This is a genomic window from Paenibacillus sp. RRE4, from assembly GCF_031844205.1.
Lineage (GTDB): Bacteria > Bacillota > Bacilli > Paenibacillales > Paenibacillaceae > Paenibacillus > Paenibacillus xylanexedens_B.
Map to the genome: position 1 here is coordinate 1,569,162 of NZ_JAUZUT010000001.1, position 19,596 is coordinate 1,588,757.

The 19,596-nt window shown below is 43.8% G+C and carries 21 protein-coding genes and 2 pseudogenes; all 23 read left to right on the forward strand.

The window, feature by feature from the left end; translation table 11 throughout:
- Positions 1–108: 108 nt before the first annotated feature.
- The 23 genes and pseudogenes from Q9R46_RS07270 (at position 109) to Q9R46_RS07380 (ending at position 19,582) form a co-directional block, all read left to right on the forward strand.
- Positions 109–578: pseudogene (locus Q9R46_RS07270) on the forward strand (macro domain-containing protein).
- 17 nt (positions 579–595) lie between these two features.
- Entirely contained in the window at positions 596–883 is a 288-nt protein-coding gene (locus Q9R46_RS07275; protein ID WP_311279444.1) for a hypothetical protein, read from the forward strand.
- Positions 884–1,030: 147 nt separating this feature from the next.
- Positions 1,031–1,537: pseudogene (locus Q9R46_RS07280) on the forward strand (YfiT family bacillithiol transferase); the annotation flags it as partial.
- A 63-nt stretch (positions 1,538–1,600) separates the two neighbouring features.
- Entirely contained in the window at positions 1,601–2,101 is a 501-nt protein-coding gene (locus Q9R46_RS07285; RefSeq protein WP_311280965.1) for a helicase, read from the forward strand.
- A gap of 157 nt (positions 2,102–2,258) precedes the next feature.
- Positions 2,259–2,573, forward strand: a complete 315-nt coding sequence (locus tag Q9R46_RS07290) for a GNAT family N-acetyltransferase (protein ID WP_311280966.1) — start codon at positions 2,259–2,261, stop codon at positions 2,571–2,573.
- 14 nt (positions 2,574–2,587) lie between these two features.
- Positions 2,588–3,133, forward strand: a complete 546-nt coding sequence (locus tag Q9R46_RS07295) for a P-loop nucleotide/nucleoside kinase family protein (protein ID WP_311279445.1) — start codon at positions 2,588–2,590, stop codon at positions 3,131–3,133.
- Complete coding sequence (locus Q9R46_RS07300) at positions 3,130–3,429, forward strand: hypothetical protein (RefSeq protein WP_311279446.1); 300 nt, start codon at positions 3,130–3,132, stop codon at positions 3,427–3,429. Before Q9R46_RS07295 ends, Q9R46_RS07300 begins: the two co-directional genes overlap by 4 nt.
- Positions 3,430–3,485: 56 nt before the next feature.
- Positions 3,486–4,085 carry a methyltransferase domain-containing protein gene (locus tag Q9R46_RS07305; protein WP_311279447.1) on the forward strand — a complete coding sequence of 200 codons (600 nt, stop codon included), beginning with the start codon at positions 3,486–3,488 and terminating at the stop codon, positions 4,083–4,085.
- On the forward strand, positions 4,082–4,783 hold the full coding sequence (locus tag Q9R46_RS07310; RefSeq protein WP_311279448.1) for a metallophosphoesterase family protein: 702 nt from the start codon (positions 4,082–4,084) through the stop codon (positions 4,781–4,783). Before Q9R46_RS07305 ends, Q9R46_RS07310 begins: the two co-directional genes overlap by 4 nt.
- Before the next feature lie 104 nt (positions 4,784–4,887).
- Entirely contained in the window at positions 4,888–5,406 is a 519-nt protein-coding gene (locus Q9R46_RS07315) for a phosphotransferase-like protein (protein ID WP_145329998.1), read from the forward strand.
- A 115-nt stretch (positions 5,407–5,521) separates the two neighbouring features.
- A complete protein-coding gene (locus Q9R46_RS07320; RefSeq protein ID WP_311279449.1) occupies positions 5,522–6,115 on the forward strand; it encodes a hypothetical protein in 594 nt (197 codons plus the stop codon).
- A gap of 55 nt (positions 6,116–6,170) precedes the next feature.
- Positions 6,171–6,704, forward strand: coding sequence for a hypothetical protein (locus tag Q9R46_RS07325; RefSeq protein ID WP_311279450.1), 534 nt, complete (start codon positions 6,171–6,173; stop codon positions 6,702–6,704).
- Between the two features lie 24 nt (positions 6,705–6,728).
- Positions 6,729–7,241, forward strand: coding sequence for a DUF6886 family protein (locus Q9R46_RS07330; RefSeq protein WP_145330004.1), 513 nt, complete (start codon positions 6,729–6,731; stop codon positions 7,239–7,241).
- A 67-nt stretch (positions 7,242–7,308) separates the two neighbouring features.
- Positions 7,309–7,800 (forward strand): DinB family protein, encoded by a 492-nt coding sequence (locus Q9R46_RS07335; protein ID WP_311279451.1) that lies wholly within the window; start codon positions 7,309–7,311, stop codon positions 7,798–7,800.
- Entirely contained in the window at positions 7,797–8,732 is a 936-nt protein-coding gene (locus Q9R46_RS07340; protein WP_311279452.1) for an acetamidase/formamidase family protein, read from the forward strand. The genes Q9R46_RS07335 and Q9R46_RS07340 overlap by 4 nt, the downstream gene beginning before the upstream one ends.
- Before the next feature lie 105 nt (positions 8,733–8,837).
- On the forward strand, positions 8,838–9,428 hold the full coding sequence (locus Q9R46_RS07345; RefSeq protein ID WP_145330010.1) for an HAD-IA family hydrolase: 591 nt from the start codon (positions 8,838–8,840) through the stop codon (positions 9,426–9,428).
- A gap of 388 nt (positions 9,429–9,816) precedes the next feature.
- Positions 9,817–11,208 carry an extracellular solute-binding protein gene (locus Q9R46_RS07350; RefSeq protein WP_311279453.1) on the forward strand — a complete coding sequence of 464 codons (1,392 nt, stop codon included), beginning with the start codon at positions 9,817–9,819 and terminating at the stop codon, positions 11,206–11,208.
- 34 nt (positions 11,209–11,242) lie between these two features.
- Positions 11,243–12,649 carry an ABC transporter substrate-binding protein gene (locus Q9R46_RS07355; protein WP_311279454.1) on the forward strand — a complete coding sequence of 469 codons (1,407 nt, stop codon included), beginning with the start codon at positions 11,243–11,245 and terminating at the stop codon, positions 12,647–12,649.
- A gap of 147 nt (positions 12,650–12,796) precedes the next feature.
- On the forward strand, positions 12,797–15,670 hold the full coding sequence (locus Q9R46_RS07360; RefSeq protein WP_397386365.1) for an extracellular solute-binding protein: 2,874 nt from the start codon (positions 12,797–12,799) through the stop codon (positions 15,668–15,670).
- Between the two features lie 60 nt (positions 15,671–15,730).
- Positions 15,731–16,648 carry a carbohydrate ABC transporter permease gene (locus Q9R46_RS07365; RefSeq protein ID WP_145332753.1) on the forward strand — a complete coding sequence of 306 codons (918 nt, stop codon included), beginning with the start codon at positions 15,731–15,733 and terminating at the stop codon, positions 16,646–16,648.
- Between the two features lie 3 nt (positions 16,649–16,651).
- The gene (locus tag Q9R46_RS07370; protein WP_123066752.1) at positions 16,652–17,515 is read left to right on the forward strand and encodes a carbohydrate ABC transporter permease; all 864 of its coding nucleotides are present in this window, start codon (positions 16,652–16,654) and stop codon (positions 17,513–17,515) included.
- 17 nt (positions 17,516–17,532) lie between these two features.
- Positions 17,533–18,972, forward strand: a complete 1,440-nt coding sequence (locus tag Q9R46_RS07375; RefSeq protein WP_145330016.1) for a gluconolactonase — start codon at positions 17,533–17,535, stop codon at positions 18,970–18,972.
- Entirely contained in the window at positions 18,959–19,582 is a 624-nt protein-coding gene (locus Q9R46_RS07380) for a Yip1 family protein (RefSeq protein WP_090920930.1), read from the forward strand. Before Q9R46_RS07375 ends, Q9R46_RS07380 begins: the two co-directional genes overlap by 14 nt.
- The last annotated feature ends 14 nt before the right edge of the window (positions 19,583–19,596 follow it).

Consider the following 19,596-nt stretch of genomic DNA (forward strand, 5'->3'; position numbering starts at 1 on the left):
AGGGCAACGATGGAAGCAATGTTTAATGACTCGATAATTCAACTAGTTCGAGGAGATATAACCAAAATAGAAGTGGATGCTATAGTCAATGCTGCTAATACTAGTTTAATGGGAGGGGGCGGAGTAGATGGTGCTATTCATAAAGCTGGAGGAAAAGCATTATTAGATGATTGTATAAAGATCCGGAATCAACGAGGTGGTTGTGCAGTCGGAGAAGCAGTAGTAACGACTGGGGGTAACCTGAAATGCCGATATGTGATTCATACTGTAGGCCCTGTTTGGAATGGTGGAAAAAACAATGAGAAGAAAAACTTAGAAACTGTTATAAAAATTCGTTAATGCAAGCTGATCTTCATAGCGTCTCCAGCTTGGCTTTTGCTAATATTAGTACAGGCATATATAAGTATCCCAAAGAATCAGCCTGTAATGTGGCCTTGGATGAGGTATCACAATATCTATTGAAAAATCAAACAAAAATTCAGAAGGTAATATTTGTTTGTTTTGATGACGAGAGTTTAGAAATATACACGAATGAAATTAAAGAGATTGGGATAATGAAAATGAAGCATCATTTGTAAAGTGAGGGGGCATATGCATGGCATTCTGTATCGATTTTAAATTGATTGGTGTTGACGACGGTAAGGCAACGTACGCTTACGGAGACTGCTCTGAGAATCTTGAAGGCAGGTTTGAATTAAATATAGAACGCCTACTCTCAGGTGAAATGAGCATGGATACAGATATGAGAGAAGTTGTTAAGGTAACCAAGCCGTGTTTAAGTGATGGAGTACGTCAACATAAAGCAAACCGGGCATTCAGTAAGATTTATAAACATTATAAAAAAACGTCTACATATATAAAAGAAGGAGGGTACTATGCCTGATTTTACTATATAAAAAGAAGTCATTGAAGCTAGCCGTTAGGAACAAGGTTGCTTCTTTTTTTATTTTTCCACTTCGCAAATGGAACATTGTGGGTTATATTGGATATGATTTGATCCTGAAGTAGACGATTGGAGCGGTTTTTAAATATGGACTTAGATGAAAAGATACGTTTTCCAATCGGACACTTTGAGCCCAGATTTGAATTTACTGATAAGGATCGAAAACAAATCATAGATCAAGTTCCCGAGATTGCGAAAACCTTAAGAGAGATTACACAAGGCCTTAATGATGAGCAACTTCGTACTCCTTATCGTACAGGCGGCTGGACGGTTATCCAGATTGTGCACCACCTTGCAGACAACGATATGAACGCGTACATAAGATTCAAAAGAGCATTAACGGAGGACCAACCACTCGCAAGCTCGTATCGGGAAGATTTGTGGGCATCGTTACAGGAGTATCAAGATTTGCCATTGGAGGATTCCATACAGATGCTTGAAATACTGCACAAACGATTTCTCACGCTACTACGTTGCTTACAACCTGAGCAATTCAAGCGGAAGCTGCGAACAGAACTACTGGGTACCATTTCTTTGGATATTGCTATTCAACGATTGGTCTGGCATGGACACCATCATATTGCCCAGATTAAATCTTTAAAAAGTGTCACAGAAATAGGAGTGCTTGACCAAAACGAAATTTATCCTCATTGTCCCATGGAAATAAGAGTCGTTGAAGTTGGGGGAGTAAGCAAACCGCAACTTAAACATAAATTACAGCAGTGTTCAATTCGAATGAATGAATACGGAAATAAACTGTTTGATGATGAGAAATTTGTCATTTCTCCCACCAAGAGGCGGCTAGAGACGGTTGAGTTAGCTGTTAGAAATCTAGGGTTTTTGGATGGAGCTACGACCTTACAACTCTTTCAAATGGCAGATACTCTTGGTTTGCAGTTATGTCCAATGGATTTGGGTCCCTTTCTTCGAATTCAGAATTTGGATCAACCTGAGATATGTACATCAAGCACTGAAAAAGGAAACCAAGCACCATCAGGTTCGATTACAATAGCTTCTAAACCTCTTACTGAGGATGATTATTTTCCAAAAGGTTTTTATCTCAGACGTATAGAAGACGAGTTGTGGTTACGAGGGTACATTGCGGATGATCTACATGTGTGGAATCCTAATGACCGTTTTATCTTTTGCAGAACTTGACTGTGTTCGATAGGAGACTTGCATATGTACTATTACCGAATAGGGCAAAAGGAAGATCTTACACACATTATTGCTCTCTCTAATCTGTGGCAAAAAGAAAACATTACAGTAGGTTACGAGAATGTGGCCTGGACTCCAGAAAAATTAGAAAAAAAAGCTGAACGAATACTTTTATGTTGTGGGGTTACATGGTGTGGTTATTGGTTATGCCTTCGGAGAGATTAGGTGTGGAAACGCAGAGCCGGTCATTCCTCAAGCTGATGGTTATTTGGAAATTCATGAGGTCTACATCCATCCTGAACATCGGAGTAAAGGGATCGGCAAAGAACTCATTAATTGTTTAATCGATAAGGCAAGTGAGCATCAGATTGTGAGGGCTTTGGTTGGATCATCCAATCGGAGATGGAAAGATACGGCATCATTTTACGAAGAATTAGGATTCGATATGTGGTATATCCAGATGTATAAATAGAAGGTGAGGACAACATGAGTCAAACCATATACGTGATCTCGGGGCCTGCTGGGGTAGGGAAATCGACAACGTCGCAACAGCTTGTTCAGGCCCTAAGCAAAAGTGCGTATATTTCGGGAGACGCAATCAGTCAAATTCCAGTGAATGGACGAGGTAAACCATGGTTATGCAAAGAGACGTATGATCTGACATGGAAAAATATACTGAGCTTAACCCGGAATCTGTTAGAACAGGATTATGACGTTGTCATTGATTACGTTACTTTCCCTTCAGAAATAGAATGGCTTGTGCAACAGTTAACGGATTTTGAATTCAGGGTCGTCTATGTTGTCTTGTTGGTAGATCGAAGTACCCTGATTGCCAGGGACCAATCGAGATCAGCAGACGTACAGATGGGTGAGCGCAGTTTGGTTTTACTAGAGGAATTTGAAACATGCTCAGAATTAAAAGAACAAAATAAACTCTATACGCAGCAGTACAGGCGAGAACAAGTATCTGAAATTATTGAAGAAATTCAAAACAACTTTAGGTTTATATTGAAGGGAGGTCACCCGAGTTGAAGGCACTACCCAAAATTTTTTCGTTCATTCTCATTATTGTAGGAATCAGTATAGTGACACTTACCAAAACGATTGAAGAGGTAATCCCCAAACTGGGATATACCGCATTTCAGTCCGCAGCAGCAGGAAGTTACAGCCCGATTAACTATGAGATGGATTTGAGGCTGAATTACTGGGTTGGAGGAATGTGTATCCTGGTGGGAGCAGTTTATTTCATTCGTCACATCGCTTTCTTTCAACATTCGCTTACCGAAATGAAAAAGAGAGACAACGAGTTTGAGGAGCAATATAAATAACATCAGGTAATCGTACGCTGAAGTAACTGATTGTAAATTCTGAGGTGGTGACCCGGATGGATGATCAAAATCTCTTGAATTTTTATTTACATATGAGGGAGAAGGAAGCCTATCAATGGAATTTATCACCTGCAAGTCTGTATTTGGAGCTGGAGACAAGAGATTTTTTAACCAAATACTTTAATGTGTTCAGCGGAATGAAGGCGCTTAATATTGGAATTGGAGTAGGGGAATGGGACGATTATATCGGTTACTTATTGAATGGGGTAGGTAGTTTAACAAGTATTGATATTGATTCTGATATATGTGACATATTCAAATACCGACAAAAAAAGGAGAGCCATCCCAATGCCTCTACTGTTATATGTGAGGACTTTTTAGCATGTGAATTGCCTCAAACTTATGATCTGGTCACCATGATTGGCTCTGCTCTGCAAGAGACAGGCGCATACCGGAAAGGTTTGCAGAAAATATCAGAGGTGTTAAAACCGAACGCTCAATTTATGTATATGGATTTTGATAGATACCACAAAAAAGAAGATCTATTCGAACTGTTGACTGAATTGAAATTTGAGCTAAAGCACATCGAAGAATATAACCGATTTTCAAATGTCAGTTTTTACTGCATGAAGATCCAAAAGGAAGGGTTTCTATGAATCGAACTCTCATGATTAGTGATATTCATGGTTGCATTGATGCATTAAATCAATTGTTAATTAACGTAGACTACAATTCAAAATATGATCAGTTAATCCTCTTGGGAGATTACGTAGATCGAGGTGCAAATAGTAGAGAAGTCGTCGCTAAGGTCATGGAATTAGTACAAGAACATCGCGCTATCGCATTAAAAGGAAATCATGACCAAAGGTTCGTGGATCTCATATATGACGGAACTTCATCCATTCAATCCAAGTTTATGGAACATGGAGGACTTCAAACCCTTGAAAGTTACTGTCAACTGAACGATCAAGTTTCGAATGAAGTGTTAGAAACGGCAAGGAAGATCATACAGGCGGATTATAGTCATCATATTAATTTTTTGAGCAACTTACCTTTATTCCACGAGGATGAAAATCATATTTATGTTCATGCTGGATTGAATCCGGATTACAGTGAATGGAGGCAACAGCCCGAGCATGATTTTATGTATATAAAAGATAAATTTATCCAGCATGCATTCGAAGACCTTCACAAAAAAGTTGTCTTTGGACATACCAAAACGAAAGACATACATGGATCAGCGGACGTTTGGTTTGCTGAAGATAAGATTGGCATTGACGGTGGATGTACCTTTGGAATGCAGCTTAATTGTTTAATTTATCAGAATGGTACTTACTCGGTAGAACACTTCTAAAATATTGTAAACGATCTCGCTCGAATTAATGAGCGTTGGAATGCGTATTAGTACACGTTGTAAAATATTTATAGATTCTTATTTTAGCAAAGGGAGATAACATAATGGATAAAGGTAAAATTATATTTTTGAATGGAGTAACGAGTTCGGGGAAAACGTCTATAGTCGAGGCGATGCAGTCATATGATGATCCGTTTTTCTATGTCGTGGCGAATGATTTATTTGAGAATACAATCGGCGATAAACATCTGCAGACTGATTATTGGAAGTACCTGAGTGAAGCCATCCTCATGATGTATCACACAGCGAAGGTATTCTCAGACCATGGCAAGCATGTGCTGATCGATGGGATATTGGTGGAGAGACCCGAGCTCGCACCGCATTATGAACAAGTGAAAACAATTTTCGAAGGATATCCTCTCGATATTGTGGAACTATACTGCCCTCTCGATATCTGTCGTCAGCGTAACATTGAACGGGGAGACCGCAGAGAAGACCAGTCTGAAGAGCAACATCGTATTATGGCGTCCGACATTCAGTACACATACTCGGTAGATACGAGTCAGCATACACCTGAAGAATGCGCCGAAATGATTATAAACAAGTTATTCAAAAGTGAATAAGGTTTCTTCTGTGGCATGAAACGAGGAGAATAAAATGAAGCTGGGACGTCTAAAGCAAGATGGACCAGCTTCTTGACTATTTCAGCACAATAGCAGGAAGAAGGAGCAAACAGATATGCAGTTTGGGAAACATAAAGAGCGATCGAATCGAGAAAGAATACTTCTTCAGTTCATAACCTTGCGCTGGGAGAAGGATGTGAGAGGGGCCCCTTTTTCCACAAGCCGAAATGATATGGAGAAAGCCTTCCGTTTACCGGATATGCTGTTCAGTTACGACACGTCCTATGGTCTGCCTTACCACAGGCTGGTCATTTTGCAGAACAAGAACGGTTTTGAGACGATTCAAGATAAAAGTGTCATTCTGAAACCTGCTGCAAAGAATTTCAAATTGGGTTGTGTTTTGATTGATAATAAGGAGCCTGAATCCGAAAATTCCGAATATGATGTAACCTTCACCTACTCCCCGGAATGTGGGAAACCTGTCCGATATGACAAGCGATATCAGCCTTTGACAGAGCGGGCATTTGGATTGACTTCAAACGAATATGGAAGAGTGGTGTACAACGGACGGCATATCTATCAGGATACCGGAGAATGGTACTATGAGTTAAATATATTGAATATGTTACTTACCGAGCAGAAAGATCCAAATGTGTTGATTGATCAGGAGCCGTTGAACGTATACAGCCAGATTGAGATTTTATATTAATTTAATTTAGATATGAATGATTGATATAAAATGAGCGCTAGGAGTGGGACACATAATGATGAATCCTCAAGAGATTTTACCGTTAGTCAAACGTTTAGAAGCGAATCATATTGCATATTCACTGGGTGGAAGTGCGATGTTGTATTTTCTTGGCTTGGTTGATTCCGTGAACGATTGGGATCTGATGGTCGATTGCCCAAAATCCAAATTCCTAGAAGCAATTGCTGGATATGAGTGGAACGAGAAGGAAAGCGGCGACAAACCTTTTGCAAGTGAATACAGGATTGAGATTGAATCGTTAAACGTGGATGTCATCGGCGGATTCGCATTTGATGTAGATGGAAGACGGCTGGAGTTAACTATATCGCCTATTCCAAATGTAAAATGGCACGGAATGCACGTTTCAAGTCCCGAAGTGTGGTACGTTGCTTATCACATGATGGGTAGACACGAGAAAGCGGATTTGATTTTAGAGTATTTGCAAACAAGTAATGAGGTTGTGAATCAGGACCTGATCAAGGGTTTGTTAGCGAATAATCATTTAACATATGAGATTAGAAAAGGGTTGAACATACTGCTTGAAGCTTAACTTCATCGATCAGAGGTGTATCGAATGTTATATCATTTCAGTGAAGAATCTGATATTCATATCTTTAAACCAAGAATGAAACAAAATCGGCCTGATTTTCCGGCGGTTGTCTGGGCAATTGATGAGCAGCATGAATTCAGTTATTACTTTCCGAGAGATTGTCCTCGTATTGTTATTCGAAGAACGAAAGACATGAAGGATGAACATCATGAGTTGTTTTTTAAACACACCAATGCAGACCTCATTGTAACCGTTGAGAGCGATTGGTACCCAAGGATCATACAGCAAACGTTATATCGATACCATATGGATGAAGCGTCGTTTAAACTTTTTGATGAAACCGCAGGGTACTATATTTCTGATCAGGTGATTATACCAAGTTACATAGAAAAAATAGATCATCTGGTAGAGAGGCTTTTGGCCAGAGGGATTGAGTTGCGATTCACGGCAAATCTATATCCTTTGAGAGATGCTGTGTTACAGTCAGACTTCCAACAATTCGGAATACATCGTTTCAATCATGCAAGAAAATCGTGACCAAAGAAATCACAGATATAGAAAGTGAGAGAGTGAACCATCGTTTACGAAGAGAAGGGGGACATAGATGATGAACAAAGAAATGGGACAGCTGCTTCAAACTTTTGAAGAATGGACGTTGTTTGTCAAAACGTTGAGTCGTCTCGAAGAAAAGGTCTGGAATTCCAGTCTAGAAAAAGGAAAATGGACGATTAAGTCGATCGTAAGCCATATGATGTTATGGGATCGATATTTTTACAAGGAAGCGATTGAGAAGATTGCTCTGAATCAGCAGATTACGTTGAAGCATCTGGATTTTGATGAGTTTAATCGCAAAGCTGTGGAGTACGGAAGCCGTACAGAGACGTCTGAAATCATCGACAAGGCAATCACATACCGTCATAAAATTATGAATGATATCCGAGGGTTATCGGAGGAACAGCTTTATCAACGATATGTGGATCCAGAGAACAAGGAAAATGTATTTTACATTCCCCAATATCTTAAAGATTTTATATGGCATGACCAGCATCATATGAAGCCGTTGAAAACATATCTCGCTGCGGAGGGATGGTTATGAGCATTCATACCGTTACATTAGCTCAGGAAAGTCTGATCGGTTCATTTACCAATGAGGTAACACCCATATTGAAAATAAAATCAGGGGATTCCATCCGTTTTCAGACGTTAGACGCAGGTTGGGGGACAGGCAAAAGTTATGCGGAACGGAAGAAACCTTTTCCACGACAAGGTGAAAAAGATGGAGGTCACGCCTTAATCGGTCCAATTTATGTTGAAGAGGCGAAGCAAGGAAAGACTTTTGAGATCATTTTCAATGAGATTATTCCAGGCAGTTACGGGTTTACTTCCGCAGGAGGATATCCAAACTGGCAGAATCGGAAATTGCATCTAACAGAGGTCGAAGAACTATCCCTAAATTGGACACTTGATCGACAAGCGATGAGCGGGTCTTGTAAAGTGCGGGGTAAGTCATATAGCGTATCCTTAAATCCATTCATGGGTGTCGTGGGCATGCCGCCAGAATCAGGTGGAATCCATACGACATGGCCGCCGCGATATTGTGGGGGGAACATCGACTGCAAGGAACTTGTGCGGGGAAGTAAGTTATATCTGCCTGTTCCTGTAGACGGAGCTTATCTTTCCATTGGTGATGGTCATGCACGGCAAGGCGATGGGGAAGTTAGCTGTCAGGCGATTGAATGTCCCATGGAGCTTGTAGATATCACGGTGAGTGTCATCAACGATATGAAACTGGCCAATCCACGTGCGCATACGCCTTCTGGATGGATTACCTTTGGTTTTGATGAGGATTTGAATGAAGCAACGGTTCAAGCATTGGACGGCATGTTGGGCCTGATGGGCGAGTTATATGGCCTGGAGCGGGTAGAAGCGATTGCGCTGGGAAGCGCGGTGGTTGATCTGCGTATCACGCAAATTGTTAATGGTGTGAAAGGGGTACATGCTTTTCTGCCTCATGATGCTTTTAAGTGATTAGAATGTTCAGCAAGTCTCCGGACAGATTGTTCTGCTATCAAAATATGCATATAAGTTTCTGGTTTGATTATGATTCCGAAAGTTAAGGAGAGGATTGATACCATGCAGACAAGACCACAGCTCGTTTTGGATATCGCAGGGGTGTTGTTGAGTAATATGTCCTTAAGGTGCTGGAAAGAGATGATTCAAGAAACAAACCTGTCAGCAGAACAATTAAAAAAGCACTTTGGCGGCATCAAAAGAGATCTTTGGACTGGAAAGATGAGCGAACAAGAGTTTTGGGTATCCTTAGGGAAAGCTTATCCTGAATTATCAATTAGCCGAGCAAGGGACATTTTATTCGATTCAATCGTTCCGTTATCTGCGGCTCAATTCCTAGAGCGCTGGAGTAAGTACGCCGATATTCATCTGCTGAGCAATCATTGCAAGGAATGGATAGAGCCGAATCTGGGTAGCTTGAGCACATATGCGCAAAGTGTAACAATCTCGAATCAGGTAGGTCTATGCAAACCGGAGATTGAGATATATCAACTTGTTGAAACTCACTTTGTATATGGAGCAGAGGTCTTATTTATAGATGATCAAGAGAAAAATTTGCATTCGGCTAATCAACTCGGCTGGAAAACGTTACTGGCGGATGAAGAGGGGAAATGGACCCGGGAAGTAGAATCTTTTGTTGTGCCTCAAACTTAAAACCCCAAACCAAACTAAATCATATATGAAGCCCTCTACGATATCATTTAGTATGGTGTAAGAGGGTTTTGATGATTTATCCCCTTTAAGTGTTATGTTTTCCTGAAATTGTGCGGAATGAAATAGAGGGGATCAAAATATTCTAAATAATAACAGAATATGTATTGACCCAAGGCTTTTTATGATACTATAATGAAATGGGTTTCATGAAATCCGTTTCATTAAATCCCGACAACTTCGTAAGCGCTTTCTGTTGAAGGGAGAAGGCAGGTTTTCAAGTTCCCATCCGTGACAGCCTTGTGATGAGTTAAGTCATTCCAGGAAGTCATCCAAGCATGCTGCAAGCTTGATTCATCTTTATCTAACTTTGAGGGGGAGCGTGTGAAAGATGAAGTTTGTGAGAAAGAAAAGGTTCAGCCCGTTGGTGATATTCACCTTACTCGTAACCATTATTGCTGGTTGCAGTGGTGGAGGTACACCACCTGACACGGCGACTCAGCCACCAGCGGATAAAAACAAAGAAGCGGCAGTCGAACCTGTACAGGAAAAACAGGAGCCTAAGGTGGACTTGAAGGGCAGAGCAGTCCGTATATCGAACTGGTGGGATGCATCTCCCAAGGGAGATTCGGAGGCGGATGAGCGCGCACGTGAACGAATCAAAAATGTAGAAGAGAAATACAACGTTAAAATTTCCTATCTGAATACAGATTATGGAGCAACATCCGAGAAAATTTCTTCATCTGTAATGGCGAATGAACCTTTTGCAGAGATTGTACGTGTGCCTGACGGTAATATTTGGGGTCTTATGCAGGGCGGATTCCTTACACCACTGGATGATTATCTGAAGGATACGCAGATTAAGCCGGATGTCATCGATTCGATGCGATTCGGCAGTGATAAGGTATATGGTCTGACGGGATGGTATACCCCGAATGACAGCGGAATGTTTTACAATAAACGAATCTTTAAGGAAGCTGGTTTGAAAGATCCGCAGCAATTGCTGGAAGAGGATAACTGGAACTGGGATACGATGCTGGATGCTGCCAAGAAGCTAACTGTAGATAAAAATGGGGACGGCAAGATGGATCAGTATGGTCTGTCGGGTGCGTACTATGTACTTCATGAAATGCTGATTGGAAGTAACGGCGGCAAGATGTATGACGAGGCAACGCAGAAGGCAGCGTTTGATTCACCTGAATCCTTGGAAGCGCTTAACTTCTTGTATAGTCTGTACAATGACCACAAAGTTGTGAAGGCTAACGCCGGTAATGATTGGGAAGATCCATCCAAATTCTTCTCAGAAGGCAACATAGCGATGTACCCTGGCGGATTATGGGAAGTCGAAGGTCGTATTCTGGATAAGTTAAAGGACGACTGGGGTTATGTTTACATGCCTAAAGGTCCAAAAGCAAAAACGTATCTGGATACAGTCAACAGTACAGAAAGTTTCGTTATCCCCAAAGGCGTAAAGGATGCCGATATCATCGTGAAAATTTGGGAAGAGCTCCAGGACTTTGACAACTGGCAGGATAATCACCGTCTTTGGTTAGAAAACATTTTGCCTGACGAAGCTTCGATCGCTAACGCCATGAATGACAACGGACAGGTTGAACGTGTATACGGTGCTCGTGCTGGAGGATTAGGTGTTAAGGAAGCTCTGGGTAGTGTAACCGAAAAGTTTGTGAAAGGTGAAGTGACCCCATCTACAGGTGTTGCTCAGGTCATTGGACCTGCACAGGCAGGGATTCAGAAAGTATTGAAGGGCGAAAAAAGCAAGTAAAGTAAAATCATTTACTTAAGGGAGGCAACCCGTGTTGAAAAAATTGATTTCTAACCAAATCATGTTCATCGTTTTGTTTGCCGCTTTGATCACGCTTTTGTCTGCATGTAGTGGTTCTAACGATAAACCAGCCGAGCCTGTGGCGACTAAACCAGCCGAGACGGAGACAAACACCACACCTGCCAAGGAAGAAGAGAAGGAGGAGGCGGCGCCAGCTGCTGATTTGAACGGACGGGTCATTCGCATATCTCACTGGTGGGATGCCACACCCAAAGGAGATTCAGAGTCAGATGAATTGGCGCGTGAGCGGATCAAAATGGTGGAAGAAAAATATAACGTGAAAATCAAGTATTTAAATACTGAATACTGGTCTACATCTGAAAAACTGTCTTCCTCCGTGCTTGCTAACGAGCCTTTTGCGGAAATTGTCCGCATTCCTGACGGCTTCATCTGGGGACTTATGCATGGTGGATTCTTGACACCGTTGGATGATTATCTCAAAGACACTCGGGTCGAGAAGGATGTTGTGGACTCGATGCGCTTTGGCGGTGACAAGGTGTATGGCCTCGAAAGCTGGTATACACCGAATGAAAGCGGCTTGTTCTATAACAAGCGGATTTTCAAGGAAGCGGGTTTGAAAGACCCACAGCAGTTAATGGATGAGGATAACTGGAACTGGAATTCGATGCTGGATGCCGCCAAAAAATTAACCGTTGACCGCAATGGTGACGGTAAGATGGATCAATACGGTCTGGCTGGAGCACATTACGTGCTTTCGGAGATGCTGATCGCGAGTAACGGCGGCAAACTGTACGATGAGCAGACAAACAAAGTGACGTTTAATTCTCCCGAAGCCATGGAAGCGCTTAACTTCCTGCATAGCCTGTACACCGAGCATAAAGTGATCAAAGCCAACGGGGGCAACGACTGGGAAGATCCGGCCAAATATTTCGGAGAAGGAACGATTGCGATGTATCCGGGCGGACTCTGGGAGGTTGAAGGCCGGATCGTAGATAAGCTGAAGGATGAGTGGGGATATGTTTATATGCCGAAGGGCCCTAAAGCACAGTCTTATTATGAACCATTCGGTCAGACAGCAGCTTATGTTATTCCAAAAGGCGTTAAGGATGCAGATGTGATCGTGAAAATTTGGGAAGATCTGCAAGACTTTGATAACTGGCAGGATAACCGCAGACTGTCTCTTGAAAATATTTTACCGGATGAAACTTCAATCGCGAATGCGATGAATGATAACGGCGAGGTACAACGTTTGTTTGGCGGACGCTTCGGCGGTCTGGGCATCAAAGAACAATTGGACAGCGTAACAGAAAAATTTGTTAAAGGCGAGATTACACCTTCCACAGGTGTTGCACAAGTTATCGCACCTGCGCAGGCTGCTGTGAAAAAAGTGTTGAGTGGAGAGCAAGACAAGAAAAAATAATGTATATAAGTTGACGGCCTCATATCTGTTCTCGGTTAGCCGGGAAACAAATTTGCGGGCCGTCCATCTGATTACTTTTAAGAGAGTCAGTTAAAGGAGGGGCATTGGGTGAAATTCACATTATCCCGAGTGACGATTGTCGTCGTCATGGTAATGCTCGTCGTGGTGTATGCGATATTCAGTTCCGGTGCGAGTGGTAATTCAAAAACCGGAAATCGAACATCAGATCCGAGCCGTGTGATGCCGATATCGGAGTCTGCTGCGGAGGGGAGCTACGATTATTATCTGCAGCAACACCAGAACGAGAAGCGGCCTTCCAGGGAAATTGTCATTCAGGGAGCAGATTACACAGCTTCTGAAGGCATGAAGCCCGAGATGATCACAGAGCTTGGCGGCGAAACAGGTAAGTTCATACGAACAGAGGAAAGTGGTTCCCTGCAATGGGACGTGGATGTTCCGGAATCCGGGATGTATCAGATGACCTTGCGCTATTACCCGATTCAAGGGAAAAGCTCTGCCATCGAACGTGAGTTATGGATTGATGGAAAGATCCCGTTCAACAGTGCACGCAACATGAGCTTTCATCGGATTTGGGTTAATGAGAAGTCTGAGATCGAGAAGGACAATCGAGGCAATGACCTTCGCCCCCGTCAGATCGAAGCACCAATGTGGCAGGAGTCCATCCTGAGAGATAAAGAAGGCTATTATGAAGAGCCGTACCAGTTTTATTTTTCAGCAGGGAAACACTCCATAAAGCTTGTGTCGACGCGGGAACCGATGGTCATTGATACCATCAAACTGCATCATTACGAAGAACCGCCTTCCTATGCGGAACTCAAGCAGGACTATGAAACGAAGGGATACGCAAAAACAAGCGGACACTTGATCAAAGTTCAAGGGGAGCAGGCCGCATTCAAGTCATCACCGACATTATATCCGATTACGGATCGATCCAGCACATCAACAGAACCGTATGATGTTTCCAAAATCAGAATGAACACGATTGGTGGAAACAACTGGCGAGTGCCGGGACAATGGATTGCATGGGAAATGGATGTACCGGAGGATGGCTTATATAAAATTGCGATTAAAGGCAGACAGGAATTGCTGCGAGGCATTTACTCCACACGCTCGTTGCAGATTGATAACCAAGTCCCATTCAAAGAAATGATGCAGATTCCATTCTTCTACGATTCGGATTGGCAGATGCATGTGCTTGGTAGCGAAGAAGAGCCGTATTTATTTTATTTAACCAAAGGAAAACATGATCTACGGCTTGAGGTCAGTCTCGGAGCCATTGCGCCTTTGATCCGTCAGGTTGAAGCCAGCGTGCTTGAGATCAATGCGATGTATCGAAAAATTCTGATGATCACGGGCAATGTGCCTGACCCGTATCGCGATTATCAATTAGAGAAACAGATTCCAGATATGGTGGAAGTATTTCATAAGCAAAGCGATATCTTGAATGAGGTTTCTGAAGAATTGATTCGTCTAACAGGAGAAAAGAGTGATAAAACTGCAATTTTGAATAAAACTGCTTATCAGTTAGCCGATCTGGCCGACAAACCGGAAACGGTTCAGAAACGGTTGTCTCAATTCAAAATTAACGTCGGAAGTGTCGGTTCCTGGCTTCTTGAAGTTCGGGAGCAACCGCTTGAAATTGATTACCTGCTCTTAGCCTCACCTGATGAGAAGCTGCCAAAAGCAAATGATTCGGTATTCCGTAAAGCTGGACATGAAGTGTCGTCTTTCTTCCATTCCTTTTTCGAAGATTACGACACGATCGGCAGCACGGCGGATGAAGATAAATCCGTTACCGTCTGGATTGGTACAGGCCGCGACCAGGCACAGGTATTAAAAGCGATGATTGATGACACGTTTACGCCGCTGACAGGCATTAGTGTCAATCTCAAGCTGGTCAATGCCGATGTATTGCTACGCGCCTCACTTGCAGGAGAAGGCCCAGATGTAGCGATGCAAGTAGGCAATGATGTGCCAGTTAATTTCGGGATGCGCCACGCGGCAGAGGATCTGTCGACGTATCCAGGGTATCACGAGTTGATTAAACAGTTCAGGGACAGTGCTATGGTTCCTTATCAATTTGAGGATCAAGTATTTGCACTGCCGGAACAGCAAATTTTCAACATGTTATTTTACCGGAAAGATATTCTGGAACAGCTTGACCTTGAGCCACCGCAGACGTGGGAAGACGTATATGCCATGATTCCTGTGCTCCAGAAGCACAACATGGAAATGGCATTGCCGCTTGCTCAAACCACAGGCGTACCGGTACTCGAAGTGAACCGGGCGTATGCAATGTTGCTCTATCAAATGGGTGGTTCATTCTATTTAGACCAGGGTGCCAGAAGTGGTATGGATACGGAAACGGGACTGGAAGCGTTCAAAGAATGGACGAATTTCTATACCAGTTATAAACTTCCCCTCACCTTCGATTTCCCGATGCGTTTTAGAACAGGTGAAATGCCAGTAGGTATTATGGACTACACCTTCTACAACTATTTGTCCGTATCTGCGCCAGAGATCAAGGGACTATGGGAGTTCATTCCGGTTCCAGGAATCAAGCAGAAGGACGGAAGCATCAAACGGGATGTGGCCAGTGGTGGCACAGCGACGGTGATGCTCAAGCAATCCAAACATAAGGATGCCGCCTGGGAATTCATGAAATGGTGGGTCAGCAAGGATGCGCAGGTTCGATTCGGACGGGAAATGGAAGGTCTGATGGGAGCTGCAGCGCGATATCCGACAGCTAACATTGAAGCATTACAGGAATTGCCTTGGCCAATCCGCGATTACCGCAGTTTGGAAGAACAATGGGAGTGGGTGCAGGGCGTGCCTGAAGTGCCTGGAGGTTACTTTACAGGTCGTCATCTGGACAATGCCTTGCGTGAGGTTGTGAATAACGGTACCAATTCCACGGATGCCATCTATGATTATGTGCAGGAAATTAACTACGAAATTCAGCAGAAACGAAAAGAGTTTAAATTGGACGGAATGCGCTAGGGAGGGACTCTTTTGCAAAAGACAGACATTGTGAACAAAACCGGTTCTCGGCCCAAGCGCATGCCTGCCGGCATGCCGGGGAAATGGGAACTCTTTGTCAGAGATATGAAGCGGGATAAACATCTGTATGTTCTACTATCTCCGTATATGTTGTTGTTTTTATTATTTACTGTGTTTCCCGTCATCATCTCCATTTTCTTCAGCTTTACTAACTTCAATATGCTGGAGTTTCCGCAATGGGTCGGCTGGGAGAATTACTCCAAGTTGCTCTGGAATGATGATGTGTTCTTGATTGGTCTCAAAAATACGATTATTTTCTCGGTAGTCACCGGCCCGATCAGTTACATCGCCTGTTTTGTATTTGCATGGCTGATCAATGAGCTGAATCCCAAGGTGAGAGCCTTTATGACCCTGATCTTTTTTGCGCCTTCCATTTCGGGCAATGTGTTTTTTATTTGGCAAATTATTTTCTCCGGGGATTCGTACGGCATTATGAACGGTTTCTTGATGAAAACAGGTATTCTTTACGAGCCGATTCTGTGGCTTCAAGATCCGAAATATATGCTGGCGATCATTATGCTTGTGCAACTATGGCTCAGCTTGGGAACAAGTTTCCTGGCGTTCATCGCCGGTTTGCAGACCGTGGATCGTACGCTATATGAAGCGGGTGCAATCGATGGAGTTCAGAATCGCTGGCAGGAGCTATGGTACATTACGCTGCCTTCGATGCGCCCGCAGCTGATGTTTGGTGCGGTCATTCAGATTACGGCGTCATTGGCGGTTGCCGAAGTCGCTACGGCGCTGGCCGGTTTCCCAAGTGTGCAGTATGGTGCGCATACGATCGTCACTCACTTGATGGATTATGGAACGATTCGCTTCGAAATGGGTTATGCGTCTGCCATTGCAACGGTGTTATTCGGTCTGATGCTGGGTTCCAACCTGCTTGTACAAAAGCTTCTTAAGAGAGTGGGGGAATAGCAGATGAAAATAGCCCTGCGTATGAAACGAAAAATCAACCGATCCTGGCAGGTCGATATCCTGCTGTTCCTGTTGCTTGGCGGATTTGGCGCGTTTATGGCGGTTCCGCTCATCTACGTCATCAATAATGCGTTTAAACCGCTGGATGAGCTGTTCATATTCCCGCCAACCCTGTTTGTTCGGAATCCGACGTTTGAGAACTTTTCCGATTTGTTTCAGGTGATGAAAAATTCATGGGTTCCCTTTTCCAGATACATCTTTAATACCGTGTTTATTACTGCGGCGGGTACGTTCGGTCATATCATTCTGGCCTCGGCGGCGGCATATCCACTGGCGAAACACAAGTTTCGCGGACACAAGGTGCTGTTTACCGTCATCGTATTGTCGCTGATGTTCTCGCCGCATGTCACGGCGATTCCGAACTACATGATCATGTCGACACTGGGCTGGCTTGACTCGTATCAAGCGATTATTATCCCGGCCTTTGCTTATCCGCTGGGTTTGTATCTGATGAAACAGTTTATGGAACAGATCCCGGATGCACTGCTGGAGGCGGCGAAAATGGACGGTGCGAGCGAATACCGTATTTTCTTTCAGGTCGTTATGCCGCTCGTTAAACCGGCTTGGTTAACGCTGCTAATCCTGATGATGCAGATGCTGTGGGGAACGGATGGCGGCAGTTTTATCTACAGTGAGCAGCTCAAAACGATGCACTATGCCATGGGACAGATTGTGCAAGGAGGGATTGCTCGTGCAGGGGTAGGCGCGGCTGTTGCTGTCATCATGATGACGGTCCCAATCGTGACGTTTGTGTTGTCGCAGAGCAATGTCATTCAAACGATGGCTTCATCCGGCATGAAGGATTAAGGGAGAGGGTGTTACAGATGAGAGTGAAATCATGGCTAATCGTTCTGGCAGCTTCCCTGCTGATTGCCGGACTAGGACACAACCAGGCTCATGCGGCACCGTATGAGGGATATACCTACAACTATTGGGGAGATGCGGTGAAGTCACCGATTGCGTTTCTTCCCTCCAGAGTAATTACAGGGGATGAGGCCGGAACAGGAGCATGGCAGTCTCCGCTGGATTTATATGCTGCGAAAGATGGCTTGCTCTATATTCTGGATTCAGGCAATGGACGGATCGTTGTCTTGAACGAGAAATGGGAAACGGTTCGGGTCATTCAAGAGTTTAACCATGACGGTAAAAAGGACAGCTTTAAAAATCCCGAGGGACTTTTTGTGACGGAAGCAGGTCAAATCTACGTTGCGGATACCGAAAACAGACGGATCGTAGAGTTGAATCAAGATGGTACTTTTGTGCGTGCCATCGGTGCACCAGAGTCGGATGTGCTTAGTGATAACTTTGAATACTTTCCTCGCAAGGTGATCGTGGACAAAGCTGGACGAATTTATGTGGTCGGCCGCGGGGTCTTCGAAGGACTGATAGAGTTCGACAGTGACGGACGTTTCACCGGATTTATGGGTACCAATCGTGTGCAGTTTGATCCGATCGACCTGTTCTGGAAAACCGTATCTACCAAGGAACAGCGTGAGAAAATGGTTCGGTTTATCCCGCTGGAGTTCAACAACGCGGACATCGATGACGGCGGTTTTATCTACACCACAACAGCGGACAAAAACTCGCTTTCTGCGGTCAAAAGATTGAATCCGTCCGGTATCGACGTACTTCGGGTCAACGGTGAATTCGCACCGGTCGGAGACTTGACCTTCAATCGCTCTTCCTTCGTCGATATCAAGGTATCCAGTAACGGTGTCTACCGTGCGCTGGATTCAACAAGAGGCCGGGTGTTCACGTATAACGAGGACGGTAATCTGCTCTATGTCATAGGGCAGCTTGGCAATCAGATCGGTACATTCAAAAATCCGGTCGCCATCGAAAGTTATGGGGACGCGATCTATGTACTGGATCGCGATCTTGGACGAATTACGGAGTTCAAGGCAACAACGTTTGGAAGCCTGGTTAACGAAGCCAACCGCCTATACAGTTCCGGTAAACATACGGAAGCTGCAAAGTTATGGCAAGAGGTACTACGCCTTGACGCGAACTATGAGATGGCTTACATCGGGATTGGTAAATCCATGCTGCGAGAAGGGAAATACAAAGATGCCATGACCTACCTGAAGCTGGGAAACGACCGCGAATACTATTCCAAAGCTTTAGCGAAGTATCGGAGAGAATACATGCGTGAATATTTCGGGATGTACATGACTGTAGCAATAGCATTGCTAATCAGCGTCATCGTCTGGCGCCGGATTGCCAGAACAAGGAATGAGAGGGGGGTCAGAGATGTCGCTAATTAAGGAACTCAAATACTCTCTGCATGTGGCGGTACGACCTTTTGACGGATACTGGGATTTGAAATATGAAAATAAAGGCAGATTGCGCGTTGCATTGCTAGTGCTTCTGGCTGTCACGATAACGATGATCCTGAAGCGACAGTTTGCCGGATATGTTGTCAATGATAACTATCCGCTCTCACTTAATAGTATTAACGAATTCAAATATATCGTACTCCCTTTTCTGCTCTGGTGTATTTCCAACTGGTCGCTGACTACGCTGATGGACGGGGAAGGCAAGTTCAAAGACATCTTGATTGCAACAGGGTACGCGATGCTTCCGCTTATTCTGGTCAACATTCCTAATATTTTGCTGAGTAATGTGATCACGCTACGTGAATCTTCTTTTTATTACCTGCTTGACTCGTTTGGTGTGATCTGGTTTGTGTGGTTGCTGTTTATCGGAACCAAGACAGTACATCAATACTCGGTCATGAAAACGATTACTACCATGCTGCTTACGCTGGTTGTGATGGGAGTTGTGATCTTCCTGGGCTTGCTTTTCTTTAGCCTGATCCAGCAAATCATCAGTTTTGGTTATACCCTCTTTCAAGAGATTACACTGCGCGAATAGGAGAAGAAAGGAGG